The sequence below is a fragment of the Nostoc sp. genome, from assembly GCF_036917575.1.
In the GTDB taxonomy this organism is placed as follows: domain Bacteria; phylum Cyanobacteriota; class Cyanobacteriia; order Cyanobacteriales; family Nostocaceae; genus Nostoc.
Genome location: NZ_JBALDC010000013.1, coordinates 1 through 26,579 on the forward strand (window position 1 = coordinate 1; position 26,579 = coordinate 26,579).

Annotated in this window: 24 protein-coding genes and 1 tRNA gene; 15 read left to right on the forward strand and 10 right to left on the reverse strand. The window is 38.2% G+C overall.

The features are described 5' to 3' along the window. Positions 1 to 677 (forward strand): FG-GAP repeat domain-containing protein (locus tag V7K79_RS02955; RefSeq protein WP_335044561.1); only part of this gene is annotated, 677 nt, incomplete at its 5' end. A 208-nt stretch (positions 678 to 885) separates the two neighbouring features. On the opposite strand, the gene V7K79_RS02960 is transcribed toward V7K79_RS02955, so the two are convergent. Both V7K79_RS02960 and petP read right to left on the reverse strand, forming a co-directional pair. Continuing rightward, complete coding sequence (locus V7K79_RS02960; protein ID WP_335044562.1) at positions 886 to 1,986, reverse strand: Get3/ArsA fold putative tail anchor-mediating ATPase NosAFP; 1,101 nt, start codon at positions 1,984 to 1,986, stop codon at positions 886 to 888. A 117-nt stretch (positions 1,987 to 2,103) separates the two neighbouring features. Then, positions 2,104 to 2,295 carry a cytochrome b6f subunit PetP gene (petP, locus tag V7K79_RS02965; protein WP_335044563.1) on the reverse strand — a complete coding sequence of 64 codons (192 nt, stop codon included), beginning with the start codon at positions 2,293 to 2,295 and terminating at the stop codon, positions 2,104 to 2,106. Between the two features lie 582 nt (positions 2,296 to 2,877). Between petP and V7K79_RS02970 the strand changes: the two genes are divergently transcribed. The 8 genes from V7K79_RS02970 (at position 2,878) to V7K79_RS03005 (ending at position 14,700) form a co-directional block, all read left to right on the forward strand. Further along, positions 2,878 to 3,684 carry an ABC transporter permease gene (locus tag V7K79_RS02970; protein WP_335044564.1) on the forward strand — a complete coding sequence of 269 codons (807 nt, stop codon included), beginning with the start codon at positions 2,878 to 2,880 and terminating at the stop codon, positions 3,682 to 3,684. A 3-nt stretch (positions 3,685 to 3,687) separates the two neighbouring features. Next, positions 3,688 to 4,428, forward strand: coding sequence for an ABC transporter ATP-binding protein (locus V7K79_RS02975; protein WP_335044566.1), 741 nt, complete (start codon positions 3,688 to 3,690; stop codon positions 4,426 to 4,428). Between the two features lie 188 nt (positions 4,429 to 4,616). Next, a complete protein-coding gene (locus V7K79_RS02980) occupies positions 4,617 to 5,990 on the forward strand; it encodes a DUF268 domain-containing protein (RefSeq protein ID WP_335044567.1) in 1,374 nt (457 codons plus the stop codon). 18 nt (positions 5,991 to 6,008) lie between these two features. Next, entirely contained in the window at positions 6,009 to 9,731 is a 3,723-nt protein-coding gene (locus V7K79_RS02985; RefSeq protein ID WP_335044569.1) for a glycosyltransferase, read from the forward strand. 44 nt (positions 9,732 to 9,775) lie between these two features. Beyond that, on the forward strand, positions 9,776 to 10,741 hold the full coding sequence (locus tag V7K79_RS02990; RefSeq protein ID WP_335044571.1) for a GDP-mannose 4,6-dehydratase: 966 nt from the start codon (positions 9,776 to 9,778) through the stop codon (positions 10,739 to 10,741). Positions 10,742 to 10,892: 151 nt separating this feature from the next. Beyond that, positions 10,893 to 12,191: a glycosyltransferase family 4 protein gene (locus V7K79_RS02995; RefSeq protein ID WP_335044572.1), complete on the forward strand. Its 1,299-nt coding sequence runs from the start codon at positions 10,893 to 10,895 to the stop codon at positions 12,189 to 12,191. Between the two features lie 331 nt (positions 12,192 to 12,522). After that, positions 12,523 to 13,506: a hypothetical protein gene (locus V7K79_RS03000; protein WP_335044573.1), complete on the forward strand. Its 984-nt coding sequence runs from the start codon at positions 12,523 to 12,525 to the stop codon at positions 13,504 to 13,506. A 99-nt stretch (positions 13,507 to 13,605) separates the two neighbouring features. Beyond that, positions 13,606 to 14,700 carry a glycosyltransferase family 4 protein gene (locus V7K79_RS03005; protein ID WP_335044574.1) on the forward strand — a complete coding sequence of 365 codons (1,095 nt, stop codon included), beginning with the start codon at positions 13,606 to 13,608 and terminating at the stop codon, positions 14,698 to 14,700. A gap of 10 nt (positions 14,701 to 14,710) precedes the next feature. Here the strand turns inward: V7K79_RS03005 and V7K79_RS03010 are convergent, their stop codons facing one another. Then, complete coding sequence (locus V7K79_RS03010; protein ID WP_335044576.1) at positions 14,711 to 15,514, reverse strand: sulfotransferase domain-containing protein; 804 nt, start codon at positions 15,512 to 15,514, stop codon at positions 14,711 to 14,713. Positions 15,515 to 15,782: 268 nt separating this feature from the next. Between V7K79_RS03010 and V7K79_RS03015 the strand changes: the two genes are divergently transcribed. The 3 genes from V7K79_RS03015 to rfbD all read left to right on the forward strand — a co-directional run bounded on the left by V7K79_RS03015 (position 15,783) and on the right by rfbD (position 18,554). Beyond that, positions 15,783 to 16,859: a glucose-1-phosphate thymidylyltransferase gene (locus tag V7K79_RS03015; RefSeq protein WP_335044577.1), complete on the forward strand. Its 1,077-nt coding sequence runs from the start codon at positions 15,783 to 15,785 to the stop codon at positions 16,857 to 16,859. Between the two features lie 114 nt (positions 16,860 to 16,973). Beyond that, positions 16,974 to 17,519 carry a dTDP-4-dehydrorhamnose 3,5-epimerase gene (gene rfbC, locus V7K79_RS03020; protein ID WP_335044579.1) on the forward strand — a complete coding sequence of 182 codons (546 nt, stop codon included), beginning with the start codon at positions 16,974 to 16,976 and terminating at the stop codon, positions 17,517 to 17,519. A gap of 144 nt (positions 17,520 to 17,663) precedes the next feature. Then, the gene (gene rfbD / locus V7K79_RS03025) at positions 17,664 to 18,554 is read left to right on the forward strand and encodes a dTDP-4-dehydrorhamnose reductase (RefSeq protein ID WP_335044581.1); all 891 of its coding nucleotides are present in this window, start codon (positions 17,664 to 17,666) and stop codon (positions 18,552 to 18,554) included. 123 nt (positions 18,555 to 18,677) lie between these two features. Here rfbD and V7K79_RS03030 read toward each other — a convergent pair whose 3' ends face one another. Then, positions 18,678 to 19,412 carry a 2-phosphosulfolactate phosphatase family protein gene (locus tag V7K79_RS03030; protein WP_335044583.1) on the reverse strand — a complete coding sequence of 245 codons (735 nt, stop codon included), beginning with the start codon at positions 19,410 to 19,412 and terminating at the stop codon, positions 18,678 to 18,680. A 320-nt stretch (positions 19,413 to 19,732) separates the two neighbouring features. Here V7K79_RS03030 and V7K79_RS03035 point away from each other — a divergent pair, with 320 nt between their 5' ends. Together V7K79_RS03035 and V7K79_RS03040 are read left to right on the forward strand one after the other, a co-directional pair. Next, positions 19,733 to 20,152, forward strand: coding sequence for a BlaI/MecI/CopY family transcriptional regulator (locus V7K79_RS03035; RefSeq protein ID WP_335044585.1), 420 nt, complete (start codon positions 19,733 to 19,735; stop codon positions 20,150 to 20,152). Beyond that, positions 20,152 to 20,991: a M56 family metallopeptidase gene (locus V7K79_RS03040; RefSeq protein WP_335044599.1), complete on the forward strand. Its 840-nt coding sequence runs from the start codon at positions 20,152 to 20,154 to the stop codon at positions 20,989 to 20,991. Before V7K79_RS03035 ends, V7K79_RS03040 begins: the two co-directional genes overlap by 1 nt. Before the next feature lie 600 nt (positions 20,992 to 21,591). Here the strand turns inward: V7K79_RS03040 and V7K79_RS03045 are convergent. Together V7K79_RS03045 and V7K79_RS03050 are read right to left on the reverse strand one after the other, a co-directional pair. Next, entirely contained in the window at positions 21,592 to 22,626 is a 1,035-nt protein-coding gene (locus V7K79_RS03045; protein ID WP_335044588.1) for a methyltransferase, read from the reverse strand. 130 nt (positions 22,627 to 22,756) lie between these two features. Further along, positions 22,757 to 22,924 (reverse strand): hypothetical protein, encoded by a 168-nt coding sequence (locus V7K79_RS03050; protein ID WP_335044591.1) that lies wholly within the window; start codon positions 22,922 to 22,924, stop codon positions 22,757 to 22,759. A 224-nt stretch (positions 22,925 to 23,148) separates the two neighbouring features. Here V7K79_RS03050 and V7K79_RS03055 point away from each other — a divergent pair, with 224 nt between their 5' ends. Next, positions 23,149 to 23,937 carry a hypothetical protein gene (locus tag V7K79_RS03055; protein ID WP_335044593.1) on the forward strand — a complete coding sequence of 263 codons (789 nt, stop codon included), beginning with the start codon at positions 23,149 to 23,151 and terminating at the stop codon, positions 23,935 to 23,937. A 157-nt stretch (positions 23,938 to 24,094) separates the two neighbouring features. Here the strand turns inward: V7K79_RS03055 and V7K79_RS03060 are convergent. The 4 genes from V7K79_RS03060 to V7K79_RS03075 all read right to left on the reverse strand — a co-directional run bounded on the left by V7K79_RS03060 (position 24,095) and on the right by V7K79_RS03075 (position 26,074). Further along, positions 24,095 to 24,166 (reverse strand) — tRNA-Asn (locus V7K79_RS03060). A gap of 145 nt (positions 24,167 to 24,311) precedes the next feature. Beyond that, complete coding sequence (locus V7K79_RS03065) at positions 24,312 to 24,860, reverse strand: NYN domain-containing protein (protein ID WP_335044595.1); 549 nt, start codon at positions 24,858 to 24,860, stop codon at positions 24,312 to 24,314. A 250-nt stretch (positions 24,861 to 25,110) separates the two neighbouring features. After that, the gene (locus V7K79_RS03070) at positions 25,111 to 25,788 is read right to left on the reverse strand and encodes an ABC transporter ATP-binding protein (protein ID WP_335044596.1); all 678 of its coding nucleotides are present in this window, start codon (positions 25,786 to 25,788) and stop codon (positions 25,111 to 25,113) included. A 13-nt stretch (positions 25,789 to 25,801) separates the two neighbouring features. Beyond that, positions 25,802 to 26,074: a hypothetical protein gene (locus V7K79_RS03075; RefSeq protein WP_190731518.1), complete on the reverse strand. Its 273-nt coding sequence runs from the start codon at positions 26,072 to 26,074 to the stop codon at positions 25,802 to 25,804. Between the last annotated feature and the right edge of the window lie 505 nt (positions 26,075 to 26,579).

Here is a 26,579-nt window from a genome sequence, read left to right on the forward strand (position 1 = left end):
GTCAGTTAATTACCCAAGTGAAGGATCCCAATTGGCAAATTGTAGGTACTGGTGACTTCAATAAAGACGGTAAATCTGATATCCTTTGGCGTAACAAGGCAAGTGGCGAGAACGTCATTTGGCAGATGAATGGCTTCTTAGTGCAAGCCAGTCAGTTAATTACCCAAGTGAAGGATCCCAATTGGCAAATTGTAGGTACTGGTGACTTCAATAAAGACGGTAAATCTGATATCCTTTGGCGTAACCTGGCAAGTGGCGAGAACGTCATTTGGCAGATGAATGGCTTCTCGGTACAAGCTAGTCAGTTGATCACCCAGGTGAAAGATCCCAATTGGCAAATTGTAGGTACTGGTGACTTCAATAACGACGGTAAATCTGATGTTCTCTGGCGTAACAAGGCAAGCGGCGAGAACGTCATTTGGCAGATGAATGGCTTCTCGGTGCAAACTAGTCAGTTGATTACCCAGGTGAAGGATCCCAATTGGCAAATTGTAGGTACTGGTGACTTCAACAACGATAGTAAATCTGATATCCTCTGGCGTAACAAGGCAACCGGCGAGAACGTTATTTGGAAGATGAATGGCTTCGTGCAAACTAGTAAGTCGATTGCCCTGGTGAGGGATCCTAATTGGAGCGTGAGGCCTTTTGTGGCACCGAAGCCTTTTGTGGAAGCCTAGATATAGCAGGGGACAGGGAACAGAGTCGAAAGTTGTTTGGTGTCTAGCTTTTATATTCGGTTTATGTCCTAAACCACTTGGCTACAGCTATAAATGAACTACACGGTAGGGGCGCAAGGCCTTGCGCCCCTATGCCAAGTGTGATTCAAATACATAGAAAACTGCTGTAAGCAATCAAGCGGGCTTCTCCATACCTCGTTCCCATAATTTAAAAGGAAATTATCAAATAATTATTCTGAAACTTTGCTCCAGCAACAGGTCTGCCACTCAAAGCTGGTGGTAAGGGAATATTGCGCCGCTGATCTCCTGCTTCTACCGTGACTTCTGGTCCATATTGGGTAAGCTTGACCTGCTTTTTGTCAAATCCTGGTAAGAATAAGCGTACTTGACGATTGTGGATGTCTATTTCAATAGGTTTAGGAGCCTGTAAAGCTTGTGCTTCAAAGTTGGGTAGAGCGTCTATCAGTGGTTGCCAATCACCTGTTGGCGAGTCGGGAATGACGCTTACTCTTAAGGGTGCAAATTCCTCTGACAGATTGACATTTGTCTCGGTAGACATAAGTAGAACACCACCGACAGTTAAACCGATTTGTTGAGCGCTACCCCATAAATAACGAGCATTTGCTACCTCAATTGGATCTCCTGTAGTCACTAAGAACGCAGCGAGACGCTTGGGATCGGCAAGAGCGGCTCTCCCGTTTTCTAAGAAATTATTGACTTGGTTAGTGGGACCTGCAAAGTTATCTGCTGTCCAGTTGATATTGAAAAAACTGCTAATTAGCGGTTGAATCAAGGGTGATTCAGTAATCGTCTTTCCCAAATCGGAGTTGACAAATAATTGCCGAAATCGTCGGACATACCAACTCAGAGATTCTGGCAAACCCAACGTTCGCAGCGTTAAGGAGTCGCCCGTGCCATCGTAGACGATCGCATCATATTTGCCACTAGCATCATATTCGCGGATAGCATTTAGGGCCAGGGCGTTGTCCATGCCTGGTAATACTACCAGTTCTTGACCAAAAACGTCTTTGAAGATGGGCGTGCGGAGATATTGCGCCTCAAGTTTCTTCACTTCGTCCCAGTTGCGTTCTAGAAGTACAGATGCTTGAAACTGGACTGCTTGCAAATTGGGAGCGATTTCCTGAGGATCGGCAGTAACGGGAGTACCTAGCAGGATTTGCAATGTTGGTTCTGCTTGTCCTGCTAAAAGTACGCGCTTGCCTTGACTTGCCAATAATTTGGCGGCGGCGATCGCAATTTTGGTACGAGCGGTACCGCCTTTGCCCAAAAATGTCAAAATTAGAGCCATTAGTTGATTCCTATTTTCACCGCCGAGCTTTTCAACTCCAACTTAGCACTCAACAAAGACTCTCAACCTGTAGTTGAAACTTCAGATATCAGGAAAAACTCGGAGCTGAGTTCTTTACTACACAGGTTTGATTTCATCTTCAAAAAACCAAGTGGAAGTATTGTCGTCAAACTTTACCACTATACCGATCCCAGCACCATCGGTGACTTTGTAGCCTTGAATGATACCCACTTGCCCAAGTTTTTTTACAACTGCGGGAGAAACGCGATCGCGTAAACGAAAGACTTTAACCTTTTGTCCGATTTCCATGCCTGATTACAATTCAAATAAACCAAGTCTCAGTGTAGCGGAATCCGTGACTCAGCTCTCATAAATTCAGTGGAGATGGGGGAGAATAACTTCCAACTGTTGACTTCACAACTTAAAATTAAATCAACAACCAGACAGGTACATACTCAATGTTTGTCTTTTTTTGGTCAAAGACACCAAAAGCGATCGCATAGTTCTACCAAAGGAAATTGCTATTGTTAGGCAACAATAGACACCAAAATCACAATTGCGGTTGTCACAAAAACGGCTGCGATCGCATGACTTCGCTAGATAAAATGGCGCTTAGATCGTCCCATGAACAATATTTTTATTGACTATAAAGCAATTATATGGTAAAACCCTAATTATTTGTGGAAGATAGTTCTAGGAACCAATTGATAAATTAATTGGTCTTGCCCGGATAGGATGTGATTAAAAGTATAAAAATGGTAACTAGTAACTTGTGTGTTTAACAATGCTTTTTAAAATAAAGTTTTTATTGTTAAAGTAATGCGGTTAAGTAGCCACCAATAGTATAAAATCTGCAAATAATTTAGCTACGATCTGTTGCGGTGTGTAAGGATGAAGCTTTCGGTTAAAAGTAATTCAACTTGGTTGCAAATGTGGCGTTACTGGGAATTGCTGCATGTCTTGGTAGCGCGAAATCTGAAAGTGCGTTATCGTGGTTCATTTCTAGGGGTTTATTGGTCACTCTTGAACCCGTTGATTATGACCGGGCTATACACTGCAATTTTTGGAACAACGTTTTCGTCGTATTACAATAACTCAATACCAAACTATGTATTAGCAGCATTTACAGGGCTGGTAGTAATCAACTTTTTTTCAGCTTCTACTTCTCAGGCACTGAGTAGTGTAGTGGGCAATGGCTCACTTTTAAATAAAATTCGTCTGCCAGTGAGTATTTTTCCAATATCAATGATTGCAGCAAATGTATTTCAGTTTTCCGTCGGGGTGCTGCCCTTATTAGGAATAATAACTTTTGTTAAATCAAAAAGTTTAGTAAATGTACTGGCATTGCTACTTCCATTTCTAGCACTGGTTTTAGTCTGTACAGGAGTTGGTTTTTTAGTAAGCGCATTATATGTATTTTTTAGAGATTTACCTTATTTTTATGAGTTGATTATATTTGTAATTTGGATCAGTAGTCCTGTTTTTTATCCACCAGACATTGTTCCAAAAACAGTAAAAGCATTTTTAGGGTTAAATCCTTTATCACCAGTTATTGAAAGTATCCGTCAGATTACACTATCGGGAGTGCTACCAGATTTAAGTTTAATTTGGGGAGCCTTGCTTAGTGGCATAATTATTTTGTTACTGGGATTGGTTTGTTTTCAGTTGTGGCGGCATCAATTTATGGATTTGCTATAAAAGATGGAAGTAATTCGCCTAGATCGAGTTTCGCTGTGGCGACGGACACAAGAAGAGTTTTCTTATGACCTCAAGAAAACACTTTTATCTGTTTTGGAAGGTAAATATTACCAGCCTGCGAAGAAACAGGTACTAAATGAAATTGATTTAGTTGTTGAAAGAGGTGAAAAAATAGGGATTATAGGGGCAAATGGATCTGGAAAATCAACACTGTTAAAGATAATTTCTGGAATTTTGCGACCTACCAGTGGTTTGGTGCGAGTACGCGGTCAAATTGCTCCATTGATAGAACTTGGAGCGGGGTTTGATGCAGAAATTTCTGTAATGGATAATATTTTACTATATGGCGTATTACTGGGATATTCTCGAGCAGAAATGCGGAAAAGAACGCTTTCGATATTAGAGTTTGCAGAGTTAGAAGATTATGCATTAGTACCAGTAAAAGGATTATCTTCTGGAATGGTAGCGCGATTAGGGTTTGCGATCGCCACTGACATACAGCCAGATATTTTGATATTGGATGAAGTATTGTCGGTAGGAGATGAAAGTTTCAAAAACAAGTGTAAGCGAAGAATTGAGCAATTTTGGAATCAGAACGCTACGGTATTAGTAGTTTCTCATGATTTAAAATTTATAAAACAGTCTTGTGTTCGAGGAATTTGGTTAGATCAAGGAAAAGTGCGTTTTATGGGAAACGCAGATGAAACTGCTAACTACTATTTAAACTCAGTAAATAAAATTTAATGTAAATTATCTAAATATTAATTCTGCTTTCAGGAAAATTATTTTTTAACCTATGTGAATTAAACGACTATATGATTAAATAGACTTAGGCAAAAATTATAGTTAAGCTTTGAATAAAATTTACTAAAAAAATGTATTTATTTGGCAAGAATGAATAATTAATAATAAAAATCTTCTAGGAGAATCAGATGGATTACGAACAAATACTAGAGCGTATTAGTGATGTTTATCAGCAATCCGTTAAATTCAATCGTCTGGCCGGAAATGAGGAAAATGACTCAAGCAATAAAATAGATCTGCCTCGTAAAGTAATAAACAATAATTTTGTTACAGAAATTGATGGTAACTATTTATTATTTTTTAATGAGGTATATACAAATAATATTCGTAAATGGCTAAAAAACATTTTAAAGAAAATAGCATGGCCTATTTTAAAAAGACAAGTTTATTATAATTCTGCTGTTAGACAACTTTTATACAATTTAATCCAAAAAAGTAATGAATATTCTACAAGAGATCAAGAGGTAAATAAGAAGTTTTCTCAGCTTGAGCAGAAAATAGATCAACTACCTCAGCTTGAGCAGAGAATAGACCAACTACCTCAGCTTAAGCAGAGAATAGAACAGCTTTCTGAGCTTGAGCAGAAAATAGACCAACTACCTCAGCTTAAGCAGAGAATAGAACAGCTTTCTGAGCTTGAGCAGAAAATAGACCAACTCCCTCAGCTTAAGCAGAGAATAGAACAGCTTTCTGAGCTTGAGCAGAGAATAGACCGACTTTCTGAGCTTGAGCAGAGAATAGAACAGCTCTCTGCTGAAATACAAGTTAATAATAGTGTAGCCAGTCAATTTGCTTCTACTGAGGAAGCAAAAATTAAGAGTGGGTTATGGTTTAACGATCCAATTTGGGTAGCTCATCGTGATAATGGTGAAGCTTACTGGGTTGAGACTACAGAAAGAATTTTAGAAAAGACTTTTGTCATACATTCTCTAGCTTGTTTGTATCAATCTAAAGACATAGAAATTCTAGATGTAGGGGCTGCTGAAAGTCTCCTTTCGTATGAGTTAGCTAGTTTTAATTACTCAGTTACAGCAATAGACATTCGTCCCATAGTATTATTTCATCCCAACTTGAAGTTTGTTAAAACTGATATCTGCAACCCTGTATTACCGCCAGCTAGTTTTGATTGTGTGATTGCTTTATCAACTTTAGAACATATTGGCTTAGGATGGTATGGAGACGAGACAGGCGACAATTATGATGTGAAAGCTGCCCAAAAGATTAGTTTACTTTTAAAACCAGAAGGTAGTTTTATCCTTACAGTTCCTTATGGTAAAAAAGCTTTAACACCAGTACATCGAATATATAACCAAGAGTCACTACAAAAACTAGTTCAAGATTTCACGATAGTTCAAATATCCTATGGAGTACGTAAGGATGACTTTACTTGGACTATCACTGAAAATGAAGTAGAGGCATCTGAAAAAGAACATAATCCAGATAATTATCTTCCTGGCGCAGTAGCTATGTTGGTATGTAAAAAAACCTGTATAAAAAATTAAATCTCAAATTGACGCAGCATGAAAATAGCCATTGATCTTCAAGCTCTGCAAACAAGTAACTCTAGAAATAGAGGTATTGGTCGTTATACACAATCTGTAATAGAAGCTTTATTTAAACAGCAAAATAATCTCAGTTACGAGTTCTATACGAATAGTAATCTACCAGTCCCAGAACCGAATGATAATTACTTTAAATATAATTCTGTAGATTATCCGTACATTGGTAGTTGCGACATTAATGAACTACTATTAAAAACTGTTTTAATGGCAGCAGATGTTGATCTAATATTTATACCTAGTCCGATGGAGGGTTTTGACTCCACAATACCTGACTTTAGCGATTTTCCTAAAAAAGTTTTTGTTATTTGCTATGATTTAATACCTCTTATCTTTTCTGATAGATACTTAAATGAGTTTAATATGCGCTCACTCTACATGAAGCGCTTAAAAAATATACAAAATGCTGATTTTATATTTGCAATCTCGGAAGCTACCCGCCAAGATGTAATTAAATACCTCGATATACCCCCTGAGAGAGTTTTAAACGTTTCTGGTGGTGTTTCTGCTTTTTTTACTCCGATTCCTGCTCATGAACACCAAGCTTGGCTTGAAACTTTTGCAAGGAAGTTTGGTATTTCCGGCAAATTTATTCTTTATACAGGAGGCGAAGATTGGCGAAAGAATATTGAAGGATTAGTCACTGCTTTTTCTGCTTTACCTAAAAATTTGCAAGAATGTTACCAATTAGTAGTTGCTTGCAAAGTTTCTGAACATTTTAGTAAAGAAATAACTAGCTTTGCATCAAAATTGGGAATTAATAAATCTATAATATTAACAAATTATGTTACAGATGAAGAATTAAGAGCTTTATATTCAACCTGCTCTCTATTTGTTTTTCCTTCTTTTTATGAAGGCTTTGGTTTACCACTACTTGAGGCTATTTCATGTGGCGCACCATCGATTGCAAGTAATAGCTCATCTTTGCCAGAAATTTTAGGTTCTGATGAATTACTGTTCGATCCATACTCACCTTCTGATATGGCTGGGATAATGCAAAAAGTTCTATCTGATGAGAACCTTAGAACAAAAATCTCAGATAATGCACTTCAGCAATCAGCAAAATTTTCTTGGCAATTTGTTGCTAAAAATATACTTGATGTGTTTCAAGAGCATCAGCTATTAAATAAAGTATCTATTTCAGTTAATCAAAAACCACAAATTGCTTTTTTTAGCCCATTACCACCAGCTAAATCTGGTATAGCAGACTATAGTCGGGACTTGCTACCATCATTGGAAAAACATATCAACCTTGATTTATACCATGATGATAGTTATTTGCCCGATGTGAACATCAGTAATAACTTATTTTCTCATATAAAATTTGAAGAAAAATTACAGTCTCAAATATATGAAGGTATTATTTACCAGATAGGGAATAGTAGCTACCATTCTTATATGTACTCCCAATTAATGAGATATTCTGGAATATCTGTGTTACATGACTATTACTTGGGAGGGCTAATTAATTATATAGAAGCTCGTTGTCCAGAACTTGGTATTAAATTTTCTCAAGAATTAGAACACTGTTATGGAAAAGATAAAACACTAAAAATTTTAAACCTTTTAAAAACAAAAGATTTAGATATTGATGAGAAGTTATCAGAAGTAGGTCTTTATGTAAATAGAAGAATTTTTACGCGCTCTCTAGGAGTTATATTACACAGCAAATGGGCTTATAACTGTGCTATTAAAGAATTTTCTAATGATAATAGCCATATTGTTCATATACCTCAGATAGTGCCAAAGTATGTTGTTAAGCAAAAATCATTAAGAGATCAATGTAAAGAATTGGGTCTTCCAGATGATAAATTTATAATATCAACCTTTGGATTTATTAATAAAACTAAACGTCCACTAGAAATTATTTATGCATTTAAGAAGTATCTTGTAACTCAACCTAATGCTTACTTAATATTTGTAGGTGGTACTGATTACCTTGGTACAATTAATCTAGAAAATGAAATTAAAAAGCTAAGTTTACAAGATCAAGTAAAAGTTACTGGCTATGTGAATATGCCAGATTTTTATAGTTACATAGAAGTATCAGATATATGTCTAAACTTAAGATTTCCTTTTAACGGAGAAAGCTCTGCATCACTTCTGCGAATTTTATCTGTTGGTAAGCCTACTATTGTTACAGATATTGGTTCCTTCTCTGATTTTCCCAATGATGTAGTGTTCAAAATACCCCATCCTGGGCAAAGTGATGAAGTAGAAGAGATATTAAAATCTCTTATTTTACTAACTCAAAACTTAGACTACAGAAAATCCCTGAGCGAAAATGCATATAAGTATATTGCTAAGGAACATTGCCCAGAGAAATGTGCTAATTTATATACAGAATTTATCCAGCAAATACTTTCTTCACCCCAAGCAAAAAGTAAAAAGCTTGCTGACTATGTAGGACGTGAATTAGCTAAAGTTATACCTAATGCATCTAAGAAAGTACTTACTACTTTTGCTAAAGCTATTGATGATTCTGATCAGGAAGAACAACAAGTAGTTGAAAATTTTGATTTCAACGATACTGCGATATTAATACAGCCTTCGTTAGGAAAAAAACTCAACTTTAATGATTTTTTACACGAATGTCGTTCTATTTGCCTTGCAAAAATACCACAATCTAAAGAAATATTAAGTATTGGATGTGCTGGAAATTGGTACTTTGAGTGGTTCGATAAATTTTATCCTTACTATATTGAAAATCACACTGGTATAGATTTAAATTCAAAGCCACTAGATTTACCAAATAATGTAACTTGGATTCAACATGATGGAGACGATCTAAGGTTAATAGAGTCACAAAGTTTTGACTTAGTATTTGCTGGTCAATTTATTGAACATATATCTTGGGAATCACAGGTAAGTTTTTTGTTAGAAGTCAATAGAGTACTTAAACCAAACGGCATTTTTGTACTTGATAGTCCCAATTATACTGTTACTAATAGATATGGATGGAAACAGCCAGAACATATACACGAACTAACTTTTCAACAAGTATATGACCTTTTGCCAATCTCAGGTTTTAAAATTCAAGATTCATTAGGTTTGATTTCAAAAGACTTGTTAGGAATCCCACCTAATTTATTTGGTAGATATATTGAACCTTGTTTAGATATAAATTTCTATCAAGAAGATATTGAAAAGGCAATTAATCAAGATCCGCAAAATTGCTTTGTTTGGTGGATAACATGTCAAAAATTTCAAGATATTAATCTTGTAGATAAAACTATAATTAAGCAAATGCAGGAGTTTTATCTAGAAAACCAAAAAATTAAAAATGAGGTAATTTTTCATGGTATTGGTTCAATAATCGAAATCAAGCAAGAGTATTTTGTAATTGTAAATCCTGATGATGGACAAGGATTTGCAATTTTTGGCCCTTACGATTCCTATTGCAAAGGTAAATATTTAGTTGAATTTGAAATCTTTGCTTATGATGATGATAATGAAATATCTAAAATAAATCTAGATTTCGTTGTAGCGATCGCAGATATTTGTACTAATTCTGGCGCACTAGTTTTAGCCAAAAAAGAAGTTACTTTAAGAAATCTTTTAAAGAAAAAAAAGACAAAGCTGGAGTTTATTATAGATACAACATCTACACTAGAGTTTCGAGTTTTATCGTTAGGAGTATATCCAGTTTTAATTGGTATTAAACCAAAAGTATCAACGCTATAATTTAGTATTTCCAAAGAATATATATATTGTAAAAAAAAGTGAGTATGACAACAAAAAAAGCCCTAATCACCGGGTTAACTGGACAAGATGGTTCATATCTTGCCGAACTACTGATAGCAAAAGGCTACCAAGTCTTTGGTCTAGTCCGTCGTTCTAGCACCAGTAATCTAGAGCGTATTACCCACCTTTATGGCGACATTCAAATCGTATCTGGCGACCTCCTCGATCAATCATCCCTTATGGATGTAGTGAGCGAATGCCAACCAGACGAAATATACAATCTTGCTTCTCAAAGCTACGTTCCACTCTCTTGGACACAACCTGCTCTTACTGCTGAATATACAGCTCTTGGCGTCTCTCGCCTGTTAGAATCTATTCGTCGCTGCAAACCTGATGCCAGATTCTATCAAGCATCCAGTAGTGAAGTTTTTGGTCAACCTGACGAATCGCCTCAAACCGAACGCACTGCCTTTCGTCCCCGGAATCCTTATGGAGTTGCCAAAGCTTATGCTCATTGGATGACTGTCAATTATCGGCAGAAATACAATCTTTACAACTGTTGTGGTATTACTTATACTCACGAATCACCTCGACGTGGGACAGAATTTGTATTTCGCAAAATCACGCACGCAGTTGCCCAAATTAAATTAGGTTTGGCAAATGAACTAAAATTAGGCAACCTAGATGCCCGTCGTGATTGGTGCTACGCCAAAGATGCTGTTTATGCTATGTGGCTGATGTTGCAGCAAGAACAACCCGATGACTACCTCATTGCCAGTGGTGAAACCTACTCTGTTAAAGAACTTGTTGAGTGTGCTTTTGACTGTGTTGGGCTTAATTGGCAAGATTATGTCTCAGTTGACCCTGCTTTTTATCGCGCTGATGAACCAGTGCAGTTGGTTGGTTGCATTGATAAAATTAAAATGGGAATAGGTTGGCAGCCTCAATACTCTTTTAATCAATTAATTGAGTTAATGGTTGATTATGACCTTAAGAAATTAAGCAGTTAGCTCTTTAGTTTCTTAATTATAAATAACCATTAACTTGAGAATAGGAAAAAAGTAAAATAGCTTACCTAAGAATGTAACTACTGAGTTTTTTAGTTATGGATTTTCTTAGGTAAGTTTTTTAAGTAAAAAATATTTTTAAGTAGGTTTTAGGATGAAGATATTTATAGATTGTACTCATACTGCAAAACATACGTATAAAAATACTGGAATTCATCGAGTAGTTCGAGAGCTAACTTCTGAATTATTACAAATAAGCTCAAACTACACAGATATAGAAATAGTAGCGGTTATGTTTGATGGTAGTTTTATAAAAAGAGTGACTAATATTAATAAACAGCCAGATAACAATTTTGTTAAAGTTAATAAATATTTGAATTTAAGTAAAATAAATATAAAAACTCAATCTCTACTTTTGAAGCTGAAAAATAAATTTATAAATCTTATATATATATTAAATTTGATTGATTGGTTTGATTCAAATTTAGCAAACAAAAAAGCTTTACTTGAATTTGAAGATTATATAATCCAGCCAGGAGATATTTATGTAATAGCTGATGCTAATTGGGATTTACCTAAAACTTACTACCGATTTTTACAAACTTTAAAAAGACATGAAGTTACTATTGTGGTGATATGTTATGACCTAATTCCAATAAAATTTCCAGAATTTTCTTCCAAGAGATTTACTAAAGCATTTACAAAATTCTACGGCGATTATTCTATTTTATTTGATAAAGTTTTATGTATTTCTAAGAAAAGTGCTGAAGATTATATAAATGCAAGACGGCAAGGAATATTAGCTAATAAAAACTCACAAATTGTTCAAAGCTTTCGTTTGGGTGGTAATTATTATAAACATGATTTATTACTGAGTGAAGAACCTAAAAAATTTGATATAAAATTACAGAAACTACTTAACAAGAAATATATTTTAGTAGTTGGAAGCTTAGTTCCTCATAAAAATATTAAAACTATCATTGCAGCCTTTGATTTATTGATAAATTCTAGTCATGATGATGTATTTTTAATTTTCGCGGGTAATAAAGGCTGGCACTCAGAAACTGATAATTTGATAGAATCTAATAAAATGTATGGCAAGCTCATACAAATATTAGGTTCTGTTACCGATGCTCAACTAGATTTTCTCTATCAAAACTGTTACTGTTTAGTTCAAGCCTCATTTTATGAAGGATTTGGATTACCTGTGGTAGAAGCATTACAACACTGTAAACCTGTAATCGCTAGTAATGGAGGCTCTTTACCTGAAGTAGGAGGTGATTTTTGTAGATATTTCTCTCCTACTCAACCAACAGAACTGTATGAAGCTTTAAAAGAGCTACTTAATTCAGAGATTTACTACAATAATTTGGTAGCTCGTATAAGAAATGAATATATACCGTTTTCATGGCAAGAATCTGCTGAAGAGTTTCTCTCTTATTTGTATAATTAAATTCAGTTTATATAAAAGCTTACAAACTTGTTGGTCAATCTATTTTTTTGTTTAAAAAAACCACAGGTATAACAGCATCAGCTATAAATATTTTAGCAAATCTGCAATTTTTCAAACTGACATTATTAACTTAACAGTCAAGTTCTGAATATGAATGCTAGAAAATTTCATCAAAATTAATACCAGACTTAGTTTACTAAAGTGAGATATTCTCCTATTATTTGTTAAATAAACTACTATAACCATATTTATTACCAGTAATAATTCTGCTAAAAGACGATAATTAAGCAATTAAGCTTTAGATAACAAACTAAAAAGCGAGTAGAAAATTATGTTAAATAAAATACCGCAAATCGTAAAAGCTATATTAAATCCATCAAGATTATTGAAAAAAAGTTATACAGTAGATGCTCTAAGCTTGAATATTAAAACTCTCGGTTATGAATATGCTCGGAGTTTGCGCGAACAGCTGACAATACCTAGTAATTTATCACCACAAAAAATAAACTTACAATCCAAAGCTTGTCAACAAAATGATATTGAATCAAATTGGTTTTTTTACTGGTGTCAAGAGATGAAAATTCCCGTAGCATACCATCGAAAATTGTGGGAATTTTGCTATATTTTACAAGCATTATATGAATACGATTTACTTACTCCTGGACGTAAAGGTTTAGGTTTTGGTTGTGGTGAAGAACCTCTGCCAAGTATTCTTGCTGCTTATGATATTGCGATTACTGCCACAGATTTAGATCCAAAAGCATCAGCTGCACAAGGTTGGATAAAAACTAAACAAAATATGTCTTCTTTAGAAAAGATATTCCGTCCTGAATTATGTACAAAAGAACTATTTACTAAAAATGTGAATCTAAAGTATGTCAATATGAATGCTATTCCTGCTTACTTAGAAGGTAAATATGATTTTTGCTGGTCTGCTTGTGCATTAGAACATCTAGGTAGTATTAAAAATGGACTTATGTTTATCGAAAATTCTCTAAAGACTCTAGTTCCTGGAGGAATAAGCATACAGACAACAGAATTTAATTATTTAGAAGAAGAAGAAACTCTTGACAACTATGGAACAGTACTTTTTAGAAAAAAAGATTTTGAACAAATTACTAAAAAACTAACTGCGGCAGGACATCAAGTAGCACCCCTAGATTTCAATATTGGTTCTCGTGTATTAGATAGATTTATTGATATTCCTCCATACTATAGTCAAGTACATGAAATACCACAAGAAGCACATCTAAAATTATTATTTCATCGTTTTGCTTCCACATCCTTTGGTATGATCATCAAAAAAGCTGTGTAAGAAGTTACGGTTCTTAAGTTATCTTAGTATTCTCTAAATTTTAATAATTTATGTAAAAATATTTTATAAGCATTATAGGCAAATGAAAAAAAATACTAAATGAATATAGTAGATAATGTTTCCTCTAATCAATTAATTATTAACTTATCTATTCTCTTGTCTCAACCAACGGGTATAGGCAACTATGCTCAAAACATTTTTCCTTATTTAAAATCTTTGCAACCCGCTTTATTAGTAGCGCAAAAACATCCCGATTTTGACTGCTATCCAATACCGTCAAACTTAACCCCAAACCACGGCACTAAAGGTCATTTTAATCGCCTCCTCTGGACACAATTTCAACTACCACAAATATATAAAAACCTCAAATCAGGTCTTTTATTCTCCCCGTTACCGGAAGCACCCCTTTATAGCAATTGTCGTTTTGTTGTCACATCTTTTGACATGATACCGTTGCGGTTTGCCAAACGCTTCTCACCACTCACAGTTTACCACCGCTACTACACTCCCCAAGTTCTTAAGCAAGCACAACACATTATTTGCATCTCCCATACTACGGCTAAAGACATCACCGATTTTTACCAAATTCCCGCCAGCAAAATTACTCCGATTCCTTTGGCGCACGATCGCACTCACTTTCTTCCTCTCAATTTACCTAAGTGCAACTACTTTCTCTACATTGGACGCCAAGATCCTTACAAAAACATCCAGCGACTCATCAGTGCTTTTGCGGCATTACCTAACTGCAAAGACTATGAACTATGGTTAGTAGGGCCAATTGATTTGCGTTACACCCCGACTTTAAAAGTGCAAGTTGCAGAATTGGGTGTGACTAATCAAGTGAAGTTCCTTGATTATGTTGCTTACAGCGAATTACCAAAAATCATCAATCAAGCGATCGCTCTGGTTTTCCCCAGTCTCTGGGAAGGTTTTGGTTTACCTGTCCTCGAAGCAATGGCTTGTGGTACTCCTGTCATTACTTCCAATCTCTCTTCCTTACCGGAAGTGGCTGGTGATGCGGCGATTTTAATCAATCCTTATAACACCGGAGAAATTACAGAGGCAATGCAAACGATCGCAACTAATTCAAAGTTGCGATCGCATCTTTCTAGCCAAGGTATCACTCGCTCCCAACAATTTAGTTGGGGAAAAACAGGACTTGCTACCGCCGAAGTTCTCAACCAGTATTTGTAGTGGCTGATTTTTAGAAAATAGAAACACTGCGGGGTAAGCTTAAGTTCTTTACTGCAATAGCATTCCAGTTAGCGATCGCCTGCTCTTTGGTTAGAGTCGGATCAGCATTACACACATACTCAAGTTTAGCTAACACGTTTTGATGGGCAAGAGCAATCTCTTGAGCAACGGGTGCTGTAAGAAGCTTCTTCCACAGAGCATACTTTCCCTGCCAAAAGTGATTGTTTGTACTCATGGTGCGGAGGCGATTGATGGAATGCCACGAAACCACATCTGATATAGGCTTGACTGGGGTTAGCCCCAGTTGTTCGTTAAACTGGGAAAGTTCTTTGACTGCATCATTCACCAGATTTTCGTAACGAACTTTCAACGTCTGTTCTCGCCTCCACCATTCCGCGCTAATCGAGAGAAGTGCTGCTGCTCTATTGCCAGTGGCATAGTTGATAAACTCTGGGCTAAGTGGCGTTTTCTCAAGGATGGAAATTTCACTTCCCCCCTCACCTTTTAGCCAGTTGGCAGTTTCCGGTTCGTAGTTGGCAAAATGCAGAATAGAAATCAATACATCCAAGGGATGACGGGCAAGAACTACCACGCGAAATCCTTGCTGGGCAAGCAATGAAACTAAATCATCACTTGTGTGCCAATGAATCTGAAGCACTAATCTTGCTGGTAGCAAGTGCCAGGAAATGTCGTCTGGATGATGCACCGCCAGTTCAGACATTTCATAAATGGCTGCCAGCATTTTTCGTAGCCAGGTGTTACCCGATCGGGGATTGCTAATTATTGCCAGACGCAAGGCGTCTAAACTACTCAAATTCTGTTAATCCTTTCAACTAAGTTAGCGTACATCTTAGACTAACATCATACTGACACCATAATACAAATGTAATTACAAGTCATTAGTCAAGTTTTCAGATTATCTTGACTAATGACTTGTAATTAATCCTAAATTCACACGATGTGCGACTTTTTTTATTCTTGTGGGATGGACATCTTGTCCGTCCTTTCTGTTATGGCAAGATGCCTACGCCACAATGGAATCAAGGTTTAACAAAATTAAATTGCACACGGCGTAAATTCTTATGAAAGCACTAATTCTTTCTGGCGGTAAAGGCACACGCTTACGTCCCCTCACTTATAGCGGGGCAAAACAACTTGTACCAGTTGCTAATAAACCTGTTTTATGGTATGGCATTGAAGAAATGGTCGCAGCTGGTATTACTGATATTGGCATTATCATCAGTCCAGAAACTGGGGCAGAAGTCCAAGAGAAAACCGGAAATGGAGAAAACTTTGGAGCAAACATCACATACATCGTACAAGACCAGCCACTTGGACTTGCTCACGCTGTCCAAGTGGCTCGTCCTTTTTTAAGAGATTCTCCTTTTGTGATGTACTTGGGCGATAATCTGATTCAACTAGGTGAGTTAGGTTACTTTCTGCAACAATTTAGCCAACAACAGCCAGATGCTTTGATTCTTTTACGTTCAGTTGCTAACCCTAGTGCCTTTGGTGTGGCTCAGGTGGATGAAACAGGACGGGTATTACAGTTAATTGAAAAACCCAAAGTTCCTGCTTCAAATCTGGCATTAGTAGGGGTTTATTTCTTTTCTCACCTCATTTATGATGCGATCGCCAATATCCAACCTTCCACTAGAGGTGAGTTAGAAATCACTGATGCTATTCAATACCTGATTAATCAGCAAAAGCAGGTTGTAGCCCACAATCTCAAAGGCTGGTGGTTAGATACTGGTAAAAAAGATGATTTATTAGAAGCTAATAGATTGATTCTCGATACCTATTTAACAGCATCAGTTGTGGGCGAAATTGATGGCGAAAGTCAGATTATTGGACGAGTCCAAATCGGGGTAAAATCTAAAGTAATTAACTGTACAATTCGGGGGCCAGTAGTCATTGGTAGCAATTGTCATTTAGAAAACTGCTTTATTGGGCCTTATAGTAGCATCGCTAACAATGTCACACTCATTGATACTGATTTAGAACACAGCGTTATTTTAGAAGGTGCTAAAATTGCCGGAATCCATCAGCGCATTATTGATAGTGTCATTGGACAAAGGGCACAATTGAGTCTTCCACCTCGTCGCCCTAAAGCCTTACGATTTATGATTGGCGATGACTGTCAAATTGAATTAACGTAATTTACTTATTCAAAACAAAAAAATCACAGGCAAAATCTTAATTCTAATACTTGTATTTTACAAGTATTAAATTACTCTCAAAATTAAGACCGTTGCACATTACTTATAATATTAATGAGCATTGTACATACCAAAATTCCCGAAGTTCTACAAATTGAACCCCAAGTATTTGCAGACGATCGCGGTTTCTTTTTTGAAGCTTACAACCACCAAAGATTTGCTCAAGAGATAGGAATTGTTACGAACTTCGTTCAAGATAACCACTCTTGCTCTAAACAAAACGTCCTCCGGGGATTGCACTATCAAATCCAACAACCCCAAGGTAAACTCATTCGTGCTATTGTTGGTACTATTTTTGATGTAGCCGTAGACATTAGAAAAAGTTCGCCTACCTTCGGGAAGTGGGTAAGTTATGAACTCAGTGCTAAAAACAAACGCCTACTATGGATACCACCAGGCTTTGCTCACGGCTTTCTTGCACTTTCAGAAATAGCCGAAGTTATCTACAAAACTACAGATTACTACGCGCCCCGAAGCGATCGCACAATTCTATGGAACGATCCAGATTTAGCGATAGATTGGCCCCTGAGTAGGCCACCGATTTTATCAGCTAAAGACCAAGCTGGTAAATCTTTGAGAACTGCTGAAGTATTTGATTAAGTAGTCATTGGTCATTGGTCATTGGTCAAGCTTACTTTTATAGTAGGCGGAAAACTTTGTCTTTCATTGCACTAATTCAAACGACGTTGAAGAGTAGGCGTAGCTTCTCTTAGACAAATAACAAATGACAAATGACAAATAACTATGAGTCAATCAATTTTGCTGATTGGTAGCAACGGTCAAGTGGGTAAGGAACTACAACAAATACTCTCATCTTGTGGCGATATTATCTCAGTCGCACGTCCAACAGTAGACCTTGCCCAACCCGATACCCTCCGCAAAGTTATTAGATCCAAGCGGCCGCAAATCATCATTAATGCTGCCGCTTATACTGCTGTAGATCAAGCCGAAAGTGAACCCGAACTTGCTACCGCTATTAATGCTACTGCACCTTTAATTATTGCCCAAGAAAGTCAAAAATTAGGAGCTTTTCTAATTCATATTTCAACTGATTACGTTTTTGATGGTAATGGCTATAGCCCTTACCAAGAAACTCATGCAACTAATCCCTTGAGTGTCTATGGTAAAACCAAACTTGCTGGAGAAGAAGCTATTCAAGAAACTTGTGCCTATCATCTCATTCTCCGCACTGCTTGGGTTTATGGAACCTTTGGCAAAAGTAACTTTGTCAAAACTATGCTGCGACTAGGTGCAGAACGTCAAGAACTCCGTATTGTCGCCGATCAAATTGGTAGCCCAACTTGGGCGCAAGATATAGCCGCAGTTATAGCGCAGATGATTCCCCAGTTAACCCCAGAAATTAGCGGCACTTATCACTACACTAATAGCGGCGTTGCTAGCTGGTATGATTTTGCCGTCGCCATTTTTGAAGAAGCACAACAATTAGGCTTCCCTTTGAAAGTTGAACGTATTGTCCCCTTGACAACCGCCGAATATCCCACACCAGCGCGTCGCCCTGGTTATTCCGTCCTTGCTTGTGGAAAAATTTCCGCAGTTCTAGAGACACATCCTCCCCATTGGCGACAAAGACTTAGGCAAATGCTCACAGATTTGAAAATTGAGCTTGGGGCATAGGACATAAAGCTTTGGGCATGAGGCATTGGGTATTGATTATTCTCCCCTGCTCCCCAGTCCCCAGTCCCCAGTCCCCAGTCCCCAGTCCCCAGTCCCCAGTCCCCAGTCCCCAGTCCCCAGTCCCTATCCCCTTTTTAATACTCCTATTTCATGTTGCATGGGCAAGACATCTAAAATATCAGTTTGAGAACAATATTTTAAATCTTCTTGACAGTCAAGACGCAACAATCGTTGACCGTGACTAGCTTGGTGAAGTAATCCTAATAAGTTATCTTGCCATTGAGAGTAAAGAGCGATCGCACTAATTACTTCATCGTTACCAGCGAGTTCTTCTGGTGACAACTGGGTTTGTTGCAAAATACTATGAGCGATCGCACCCGCACAAACTGTATCCTCTAAAGAAAAACTGCCTTCCCAACCTGAACCGACAATCCACACTGTTTCTGGTTGCTTATCTAAGAGAAATTGCACCACCGCCGCCCGGTTAATCAAGGCTGCTGCTAATACATTTGGCGAGTCTTGTACCCGTTGTAAAGCACGAGTGCCATTTGTGGTACTGATAAACAAACGCCGCCCTTGGACTAACTCTGGTGTGCAGTCGAGGGGAGAGTTACCCAACTCAAAACCAGCTACTTTCGCGCCACCGCGTTCTCCAGCCCGCAGACGTTTTTCAGGGGGCCATTTTTCGCTAACTTCAATTAACTGATTTAAATCGCTGAATACTTGTACAGCTTCGCCTCCAGATGCTAAGACAGTCGCAATTGTGCTAGTGGCTCGCAAGACATCGACTGCGATCGCACATTCTGACACTTTATCCGTTGGAGTCAATTCAGGAGTGTGATATACGAATAACTTCACGGGCTGGATACACCTGTTTTATATACTACTGCGGCAAATAACATTCTACTTAGTTGATGTTACTAACTATAATCACAATTGTTCCCAAAGTATTTTTTAACATCAAAATGTACGATCTAAACCATTCAAGACAAAAATACTCAAAAAGCTCTTTTAGACTTTCAGATTTGCTGCACTATCCTGTAATCTAAAACAAGAACAGATTCTCTCAAGCTGTATTTGGCATTTCAAGTTAGCACCACTACGCATCCTGACTAAACTTGCCAAATAGAAACTAAAATTTTTACCTCCACTTTGCTCATCCCAAATCGAAAATCGCTATGGCACCTTTACCCGACTACCGCCCTAAACAACTATCTGTAGGCCCGTTGGAAGCGGAAATTTTAAATATCATTTGGGAACTTGGTTCAGTCACAGTCAAGGATGTACACGATCGCATCCTTGCCGACCCCAACCGCGAATTAGCGTATACTTCTGTCACCACTGTTTTACGTCGCCTCACTGATAAAGGTTGGCTGGCTTGTGACAAGAAAGAACGGGCATTCTATTGGCGGCCAATGCTGAGTAAGCAGCAATCAGAAGTCATCAAAGCTCACGAGCAGTTACAGCGATTTTTGGCAGTGGGGAATCCCGATGTTGTTGCTGCCTTTGCTGATAGTCTGGATGAAGCAGCTAGCGAGCAAATAGCAGCGATCGCTAAACGCATTCAATCTGCACGCCAAGCCAGGGAGGAACAATGATGCATCTAGTGATGATTTTGAATGCTTTGGCAGTTGCCTGGTGGTTAAGATCCTCCTGGAATCAACGCCAAGGTAATTGGAGTTTACGGTGGCAGCGATCGCTATTTTTGTTTCTCTTTCCGCCCTTGCTAATTTTCATGACTGCGATCGCTGTGCTGTTCATGGGGCCTCAAGGACAAATGGGCGGGATGTACACAGGCTCAATTAGCTATTTACTTGCATTAATTTATTTGGCATTTTTTGCCATTTCATGCATAAAACTTGCCTTCCAGGGTTGGCAGTCTGTAGAATCTGCTCGTAACTACCCCTTAGTGAATGTTGGCGATAAACAAGCCAGAATGCTGCAAACCGGAGCGCTGTTCGCAGGTCAAATTGGTTTTTGGCAACCAGAACTAGTGGTTAGCCAAGGATTAGTGCAAACTCTCTCACCCGCTCATTTAGAAAGCGTCTTAGCCCATGAGCAAGGGCATCACCATTACAGGGATACATTCTGGTTTTTCTGGCTGGGTTGGGTGCGTTATTGCACTGCATGGTTGCCGAATACAGAGCCTTTGTGGGAAGAATTGTTAGCTTTGCGCGAACTCCGTGCCGACGGCTATGCAGCATTGCAAGTAGACCCTCTGGTGTTAGCAGAATCACTTTTATTAGTAGTTAGTAGCAGTCCCGTTTTATCGGAAATTTGCTGTGCTGCATTAGGTTCCTCTGGTGCAGATCGTTTAGAACAAAGAGTAGAAGCTCTATTAGCACCACCAGAAGCACCCCCAGAAACTCAATTGCAATCCTGGCATGGCTTTCTATTGGCGTTTCTGCCTCTACTGACTGTGATATTTCATAGTTGAGTTGAATTTAGCAAGCTATTACAGCACGAAATCGTGATGTTTGTAACGAGAATGATGATGTTTGTAACAAAATCGTGGTGTTTGTAACAAAAATCATCTTGTTTGTAACGAAAATCGTAGCGTTGGTCATGAAAACGTGGTGTTTTTAACAAAAATCATTTTGTTTGTAACGAAAATCGCGGTGTTGGTTATGAAAACGTGGTGTTTGTAACAAAAATCATTTTATTTGTAACGAAAATCGCGGTGTTGGTAATAAAAACGCAGTGTTTGTAACGAAAATTGCGATCAGAACAAATTAACAAGTGGTAATTACGAATTACGCTTATTCTTTCTCAAGCAACAAACAGCTAACAACAAATAAAGTTAAGTAGTGGAGGCTGCTTGCTGCTTTCACTACCTCATGCAGGCGTTCATATTCATCTAGACAGAGGATAAATCTCTGGCCACAGTTGCTGCGTTCTATTTCTGTTAACCAAGTTTGCAGGGCGGGAAATGAATCTTCAGCTAGTTTATCGGCATCTAAAATTAGCCAAGTATACTTTGCGGGGTAATCGCTGTGTAACTTCGATAATTTGTTGAACTAATTTTTCAGGCAATTATTTAAATTTTTCGCGCCTCAATAACGCTAATTGGTGACGGGGTTGGAATAACTTGGGTAAGTTGGAAGCCAGCATGAAGCAGTAGTACTTGATATTCCTCCTCTGTGCGTTCGCGTCCACCAGTCATAACTAGCATATTAAGGTCGAGCAACTTGCTAAAAGAAGATGCATTCCCAGGAGGAATTACTGTCTCAAACAGCAGTAGTGTACCATGCTGTAACATTGCCTGATGACAGTTTTTGAGAATAGCGATCGCTTTTTCGTCATCCCAGTCATGAATGATGTGCTTGAGAAGGTAAGCATCACCACCTGCTGTTACTGACTCAAAGAAGTTCCCCGACACTACCGTACAGCAATCTGCAAAACCTTGTGCTTGCAGGTGAGATTTTGCTTCTTCTATCACCGTTGGTATATCAAAGATAATGCCTTTAACAGTCGGATAAGCTTTAAGGATACTAGTCACCAAACTGCCCTGATTTCCTCCCACATCAACAATAGTGTTAAATACTGAGAAGTCATAACTGCAAATAATCGCTTCTAAAACGGAAGCTGTTAAACTTGTCATTGCGCTATTAAACAACTTGCCAGCTTCAGAGTTTTTAAGGTAATGATCCCAAATAGTCATTCCAGCAATATGGTCAAACCCAATCTCACCAGTTTTGATGCTATGTAGCAGATTATCCCAGCCTAAGTAGTGCGCTTGTCCCAGTTCGGAAATGGCAAAAAAACGCAAAGAACCAGGAACATCCGTTTGTAACGTAGCAGCCAAGGGTGTTAAGCTAAATCGATGATGGTCATCTTCAGCAAATATACCGACACTAGCAAGTGCACGCAGTAATCTGTACAAAGATGGCACGTGAGTATCAGTGATTGCAGCTAGTTCTTCTAGTGTCTTTGGCTGTTCCTTAAGGTAGTCAGCAATACCAAGTTTAGCAGCAGCGTGGATTGCCCGTGACACCCAAAAGCCAGAAATCATCTGAAGCATAACATTAGATGCAGGGACTTCAGTACTTATGCTTGGTTCGAGTGAACTCATATTCTGTAAATTCTTTTCAAAGTTCTGGATTTGTGAGTGTATACAACCACAACTCAATCATATCCGACTACGGGGGTGATAAGCCTTTGGCTTGACGCTGCGTGTATCGCAGACGAAAACGCAATACATCTCAATCGATAAAAGAATCATTTATGTCATAATTAATACTTGTATGCTGATTGCTCCTCATCCGAGATGCGATCGCGTGTAACTCATCTTTACGACCAACAAACAGCCTGGGATCTTCAATCATCCCCCCAGCCACAAAAGGATTCTCAGGCAGCGCTCCAGAAGTCATTTAAAGCGTTTATCCTAGTTTCAGCTTAAGTGCAATCACCTAAAAGAATAGCATTAGCCCGATAATGTCTTTGCGATCTAGTTCTTGGGTATATGCATTTGCCATATCATGAAAAGTCACAACGATTCCTAACACGAGATTGAAAACCAAATCATTTCAATCTGCGATGCGGAAATCTGAATTTCGTGTGTGGACTGCTTTGAGTAAAGACTACAGTTACAACAATGAGACTCAAAATTTTAGAGCAAACTCCAACATTATTAAAACTACGACTCAAGCCAGCAGCCATCCTCTACTGGTTATTTGGCGGACTATTTGTGGCAGGAGGCGTTTTATTGATAACGACACTGACAAAGACAACTACTTTTACTTGTAATCGGGTTAAACCCACTCAAGAAAGTTGCCAATTAATCACCAAAAGTATTTTAAAATCTCAAGTTAAAAATTGGAATCTCAAAAACGTGTTAGGTGCAAAACTAGACACTAATACAACTGCTGGAAATAGTTATCCCTTGCTACTAATGACGAGAGATGGTTCAATTCCCATAGATTTAGTAAATGCAGACAGCACTCACAAGGAATCTATAGCTGCACAAATTAATACCTTTCTTAAAAACTCACAACAACCAAAATTAACTATTCATGAAGATACTCGTTTGTGGACTTATCCTCTAGGTTTATTGTTGATTGCCAGTGGTGCTGTTTGCATTATTTATCTGCTGATGAATAACATAATTATTTGCATTCTTGATAAAACTCTTGACAAAGTAACTATCGAACGCAAAGGTTGGCTTGGGCAAGAAGTTATTGAAGCTAAACTTTCAGAAATAGCAGGGCTGAATATGGATGCAGTTGCAATTGACACAGTAACAGGTACAAGTTCAAGCAGTTATAATATTGTCTTCAACTTGCTATCTGACAAAAATATTTATTTGGCTGCTGGCCCAATGTTTACTGCTAAGAGTGCAGAACAAACCATTGAAGCGATCGCCAGCTTCCTGAAATCAGATTAACCTCAAAGCAACGTCTTTGGCACCTTTGCCAAATACTTATACTGCTCATAAAGCATTGTAAATCTGTGCCCAAATACTTACCAAAAGCCGAGTCAAGCGACCATAAACTTTTGATAGATAATCTAGAATTCAAAACTTCAAATCTGAAATTGCTAAACTCCCCAGGCTGGATTCGAACCAGCGACCAATCGATTAACAGTCGATCGCTCTACCACTGAGCTACTGAGGATTGCTCACAATTTATAATCTTAGGGCTAAAAATAGGATTTGGCAAGTAGTTTCGCCAATATTTCTTTAGATGCTTAATTAATAGATAATTTTTGCAGCCAAAATCTATTCAGGAACTTAAGCAGAGACTACTAAATACTAAATACCTACAATCCCATTCGTAATTCAGCCAAACGCTGCCGCGCCTTCGCATCAATAGCATTAGCTAAAAACCTACTCTTCGATTGTTTGCGTGTATGATAATTTTGTCGAATCCGGCAGACAGTGGCTTCTACCTCCCCACAGAGTTGTTCTGCTGACAACCATTCGGCCCCATAGCCTTGTATCATCAACTGCTGTGCCCGATCTGAAGTAGCAACAATCACACGAGAAATCAAAGATTGAGCTAATTGCTGGCGAAAAGAAGCGCAGGATTTTTCAATGTAAGTATCTGCTGTTTGCCCAAAATCAGTGTAATAAACAGATAAAAGCTCAGTAATAATTTCTTTATTACTAGAGGTGTTCTGATATTGGGCATCAAAAACTATTTGAGTTGTGTAACCTTGAAACGCACTATAACCAGTCATCGCTTCTACAAGTTCACCCCGTGCTGCCTCTAATCCAACGCTATCACGCGTTTTCTTAAGGCAAGGCCAAGCGCCTATGATATTGTAGCCGTCCACTAATAAAACGGCTTGGAGTAAAGAACGGGGCATGGTTTTTAATCACAATTTTCTAGAGTTAACAAAATTCATTCATAAGTTTTATAATAGTTGATGCCTTCTATGTAACATAATGTTACATTTATAAAAATACGGGAGCCTCATAAAACTCAAACCTCACACAGACGCACCAACTTAAAACGCGCCTTTTAAGCAAAGGCGCATTACAGTTCTTTTTTGGTAGTCTTCAGGAGTACTAAATGCAGTGAATTTTATTTAATTTACTTATTTATTCAGCACTCAATTAAGAAGCTTCGCTATGTACCTCCATCAGACGTTGTTTGAGGCGTTGGGCTTCACCACTATCTACTAAAGAGCCTTTTTCTAGCAAGAAAGCACCGTCACAGTAATTTAACTCATCTAATCGATGTGTCACCCAAAGGGCTGTAATACCTCGACTTTTAACAAGACGACGGACACCAGCAACTAAATCCAACTGGCTATCTGGATCTAGTAAGGCAGTGGGTTCATCTAATAATAAGACTTCACAGCGACGGGCGATCGCACCTGCGATCGCGACTCGTTGTTTTTGTCCCCCAGAGAGTGCATAGATAGGGCGTCGTTGTAGGGTAAGCAAATTCACCGCTCCTAACGCCTCCTCAACCCTGGCTCTAATAGCAGCAGGTGGCAACTTTTCTTCCACCAATCCAAAAGCCACATCAGCACCAACCGTTGGCATCACCAGTTGATGATCTGGATTTTGGAAGACAAAGCCAACAGGATGCAAAAGCCGAATTTCGCCAGATTCAGGAGCTAATAACCCTGCCAGCAATCTCAGTAAAGTAGATTTTCCACTGCCATTTGTACCCAAGAGCATCCAAAACTCACCTTTGGGTACTTTTAAAGAGCAAGATTTGATAACTTTCTCTCCATTAGGCCAACTGAAATTTAAATCCTTGACCTCAATGCCCACTTGAGCCATTTGTCAACCTTGGTTACTCAGCAGCTACAGCAAAAAAGCCAGGTGGTCTGCCGCCACCAGGGGTTGTACCATCTTTCTGAACAATCTGCACCCCAGAAATTTCACTAGCGCGGACAGCAATTTTTTTCTCAGTCTTACCTTCGCACTTGAGTTCTACAATGTCAGGGTTCCCAGAACGGATTGCTGCCAGAATTAGCTGATAGATAGCCTCAGCATCTTCTGCTGACTTACGTTGTACCGAAATAGGGAAAGCAGTGTTTCTGATGCTTAAATCGATGGTAAACATTTAGCAATAATCAAATTTAACTGTGGACTCATTTTAGCGTCAGCTGACTGATTGTAGGGAAATGAGGATTAAGCATGGGGAATGGGGCATTGGGAGAGACTTGGGGATAAGGAGAATTGGAGACAAGGGGAAGGGAAAGACTTGTTACAAGTTCTAACTTTAGTCCCCTTGTCCCACCTGCTCCACTGCCTTTCTACTCCCCATTTCTCACCTCATCTAAATCAAAAATTAATTTTTATGAGAAAACCCCTAGAAAAATTAGCAATTTACACCTAATATAATTAAAGGTGTGTAAAAAATTGTAAACTAGGTTAACAACCCGGTTAACTTTCTGCTTATAGAAGGCTTTTTTCAGGTCGTCTATAATATAGATACCACCTGTACTTATAAACATTTGGAGATTTGTTCTAATGACCATCGCAGTTGGACGCGCGCCCAGTAGAGGGTGGTTTGACGTTCTAGACGACTGGCTCAAGCGCGATCGCTTCGTATTCGTAGGTTGGTC

Coding starts and splice junctions, on each gene's coding strand:
- V7K79_RS02960 (WP_335044562.1), bottom strand. CDS start 1,986: ATGGCTCTAATTTTGACATTTTTGGGCAAAGGCGGTACCGCTCGTACC.
- petP (WP_335044563.1), bottom strand. CDS start 2,295: ATGGAAATCGGACAAAAGGTTAAAGTCTTTCGTTTACGCGATCGCGTT.
- V7K79_RS02970 (WP_335044564.1), top strand. CDS start 2,878: ATGAAGCTTTCGGTTAAAAGTAATTCAACTTGGTTGCAAATGTGGCGT.
- V7K79_RS02975 (WP_335044566.1), top strand. CDS start 3,688: ATGGAAGTAATTCGCCTAGATCGAGTTTCGCTGTGGCGACGGACACAA.
- V7K79_RS02980 (WP_335044567.1), top strand. CDS start 4,617: ATGGATTACGAACAAATACTAGAGCGTATTAGTGATGTTTATCAGCAA.
- V7K79_RS02985 (WP_335044569.1), top strand. CDS start 6,009: ATGAAAATAGCCATTGATCTTCAAGCTCTGCAAACAAGTAACTCTAGA.
- V7K79_RS02990 (WP_335044571.1), top strand. CDS start 9,776: ATGACAACAAAAAAAGCCCTAATCACCGGGTTAACTGGACAAGATGGT.
- V7K79_RS02995 (WP_335044572.1), top strand. CDS start 10,893: ATGAAGATATTTATAGATTGTACTCATACTGCAAAACATACGTATAAA.
- V7K79_RS03000 (WP_335044573.1), top strand. CDS start 12,523: ATGTTAAATAAAATACCGCAAATCGTAAAAGCTATATTAAATCCATCA.
- V7K79_RS03005 (WP_335044574.1), top strand. CDS start 13,606: ATGAATATAGTAGATAATGTTTCCTCTAATCAATTAATTATTAACTTA.
- V7K79_RS03015 (WP_335044577.1), top strand. CDS start 15,783: ATGAAAGCACTAATTCTTTCTGGCGGTAAAGGCACACGCTTACGTCCC.
- rfbC (WP_335044579.1), top strand. CDS start 16,974: ATGAGCATTGTACATACCAAAATTCCCGAAGTTCTACAAATTGAACCC.
- rfbD (WP_335044581.1), top strand. CDS start 17,664: ATGAGTCAATCAATTTTGCTGATTGGTAGCAACGGTCAAGTGGGTAAG.
- V7K79_RS03035 (WP_335044585.1), top strand. CDS start 19,733: ATGGCACCTTTACCCGACTACCGCCCTAAACAACTATCTGTAGGCCCG.
- V7K79_RS03040 (WP_335044599.1), top strand. CDS start 20,152: ATGCATCTAGTGATGATTTTGAATGCTTTGGCAGTTGCCTGGTGGTTA.
- V7K79_RS03045 (WP_335044588.1), bottom strand. CDS start 22,626: ATGAGTTCACTCGAACCAAGCATAAGTACTGAAGTCCCTGCATCTAAT.
- V7K79_RS03050 (WP_335044591.1), bottom strand. CDS start 22,924: ATGACTTCTGGAGCGCTGCCTGAGAATCCTTTTGTGGCTGGGGGGATG.
- V7K79_RS03055 (WP_335044593.1), top strand. CDS start 23,149: ATGAGACTCAAAATTTTAGAGCAAACTCCAACATTATTAAAACTACGA.
- V7K79_RS03065 (WP_335044595.1), bottom strand. CDS start 24,860: ATGCCCCGTTCTTTACTCCAAGCCGTTTTATTAGTGGACGGCTACAAT.
- V7K79_RS03070 (WP_335044596.1), bottom strand. CDS start 25,788: ATGGCTCAAGTGGGCATTGAGGTCAAGGATTTAAATTTCAGTTGGCCT.
- V7K79_RS03075 (WP_190731518.1), bottom strand. CDS start 26,074: ATGTTTACCATCGATTTAAGCATCAGAAACACTGCTTTCCCTATTTCG.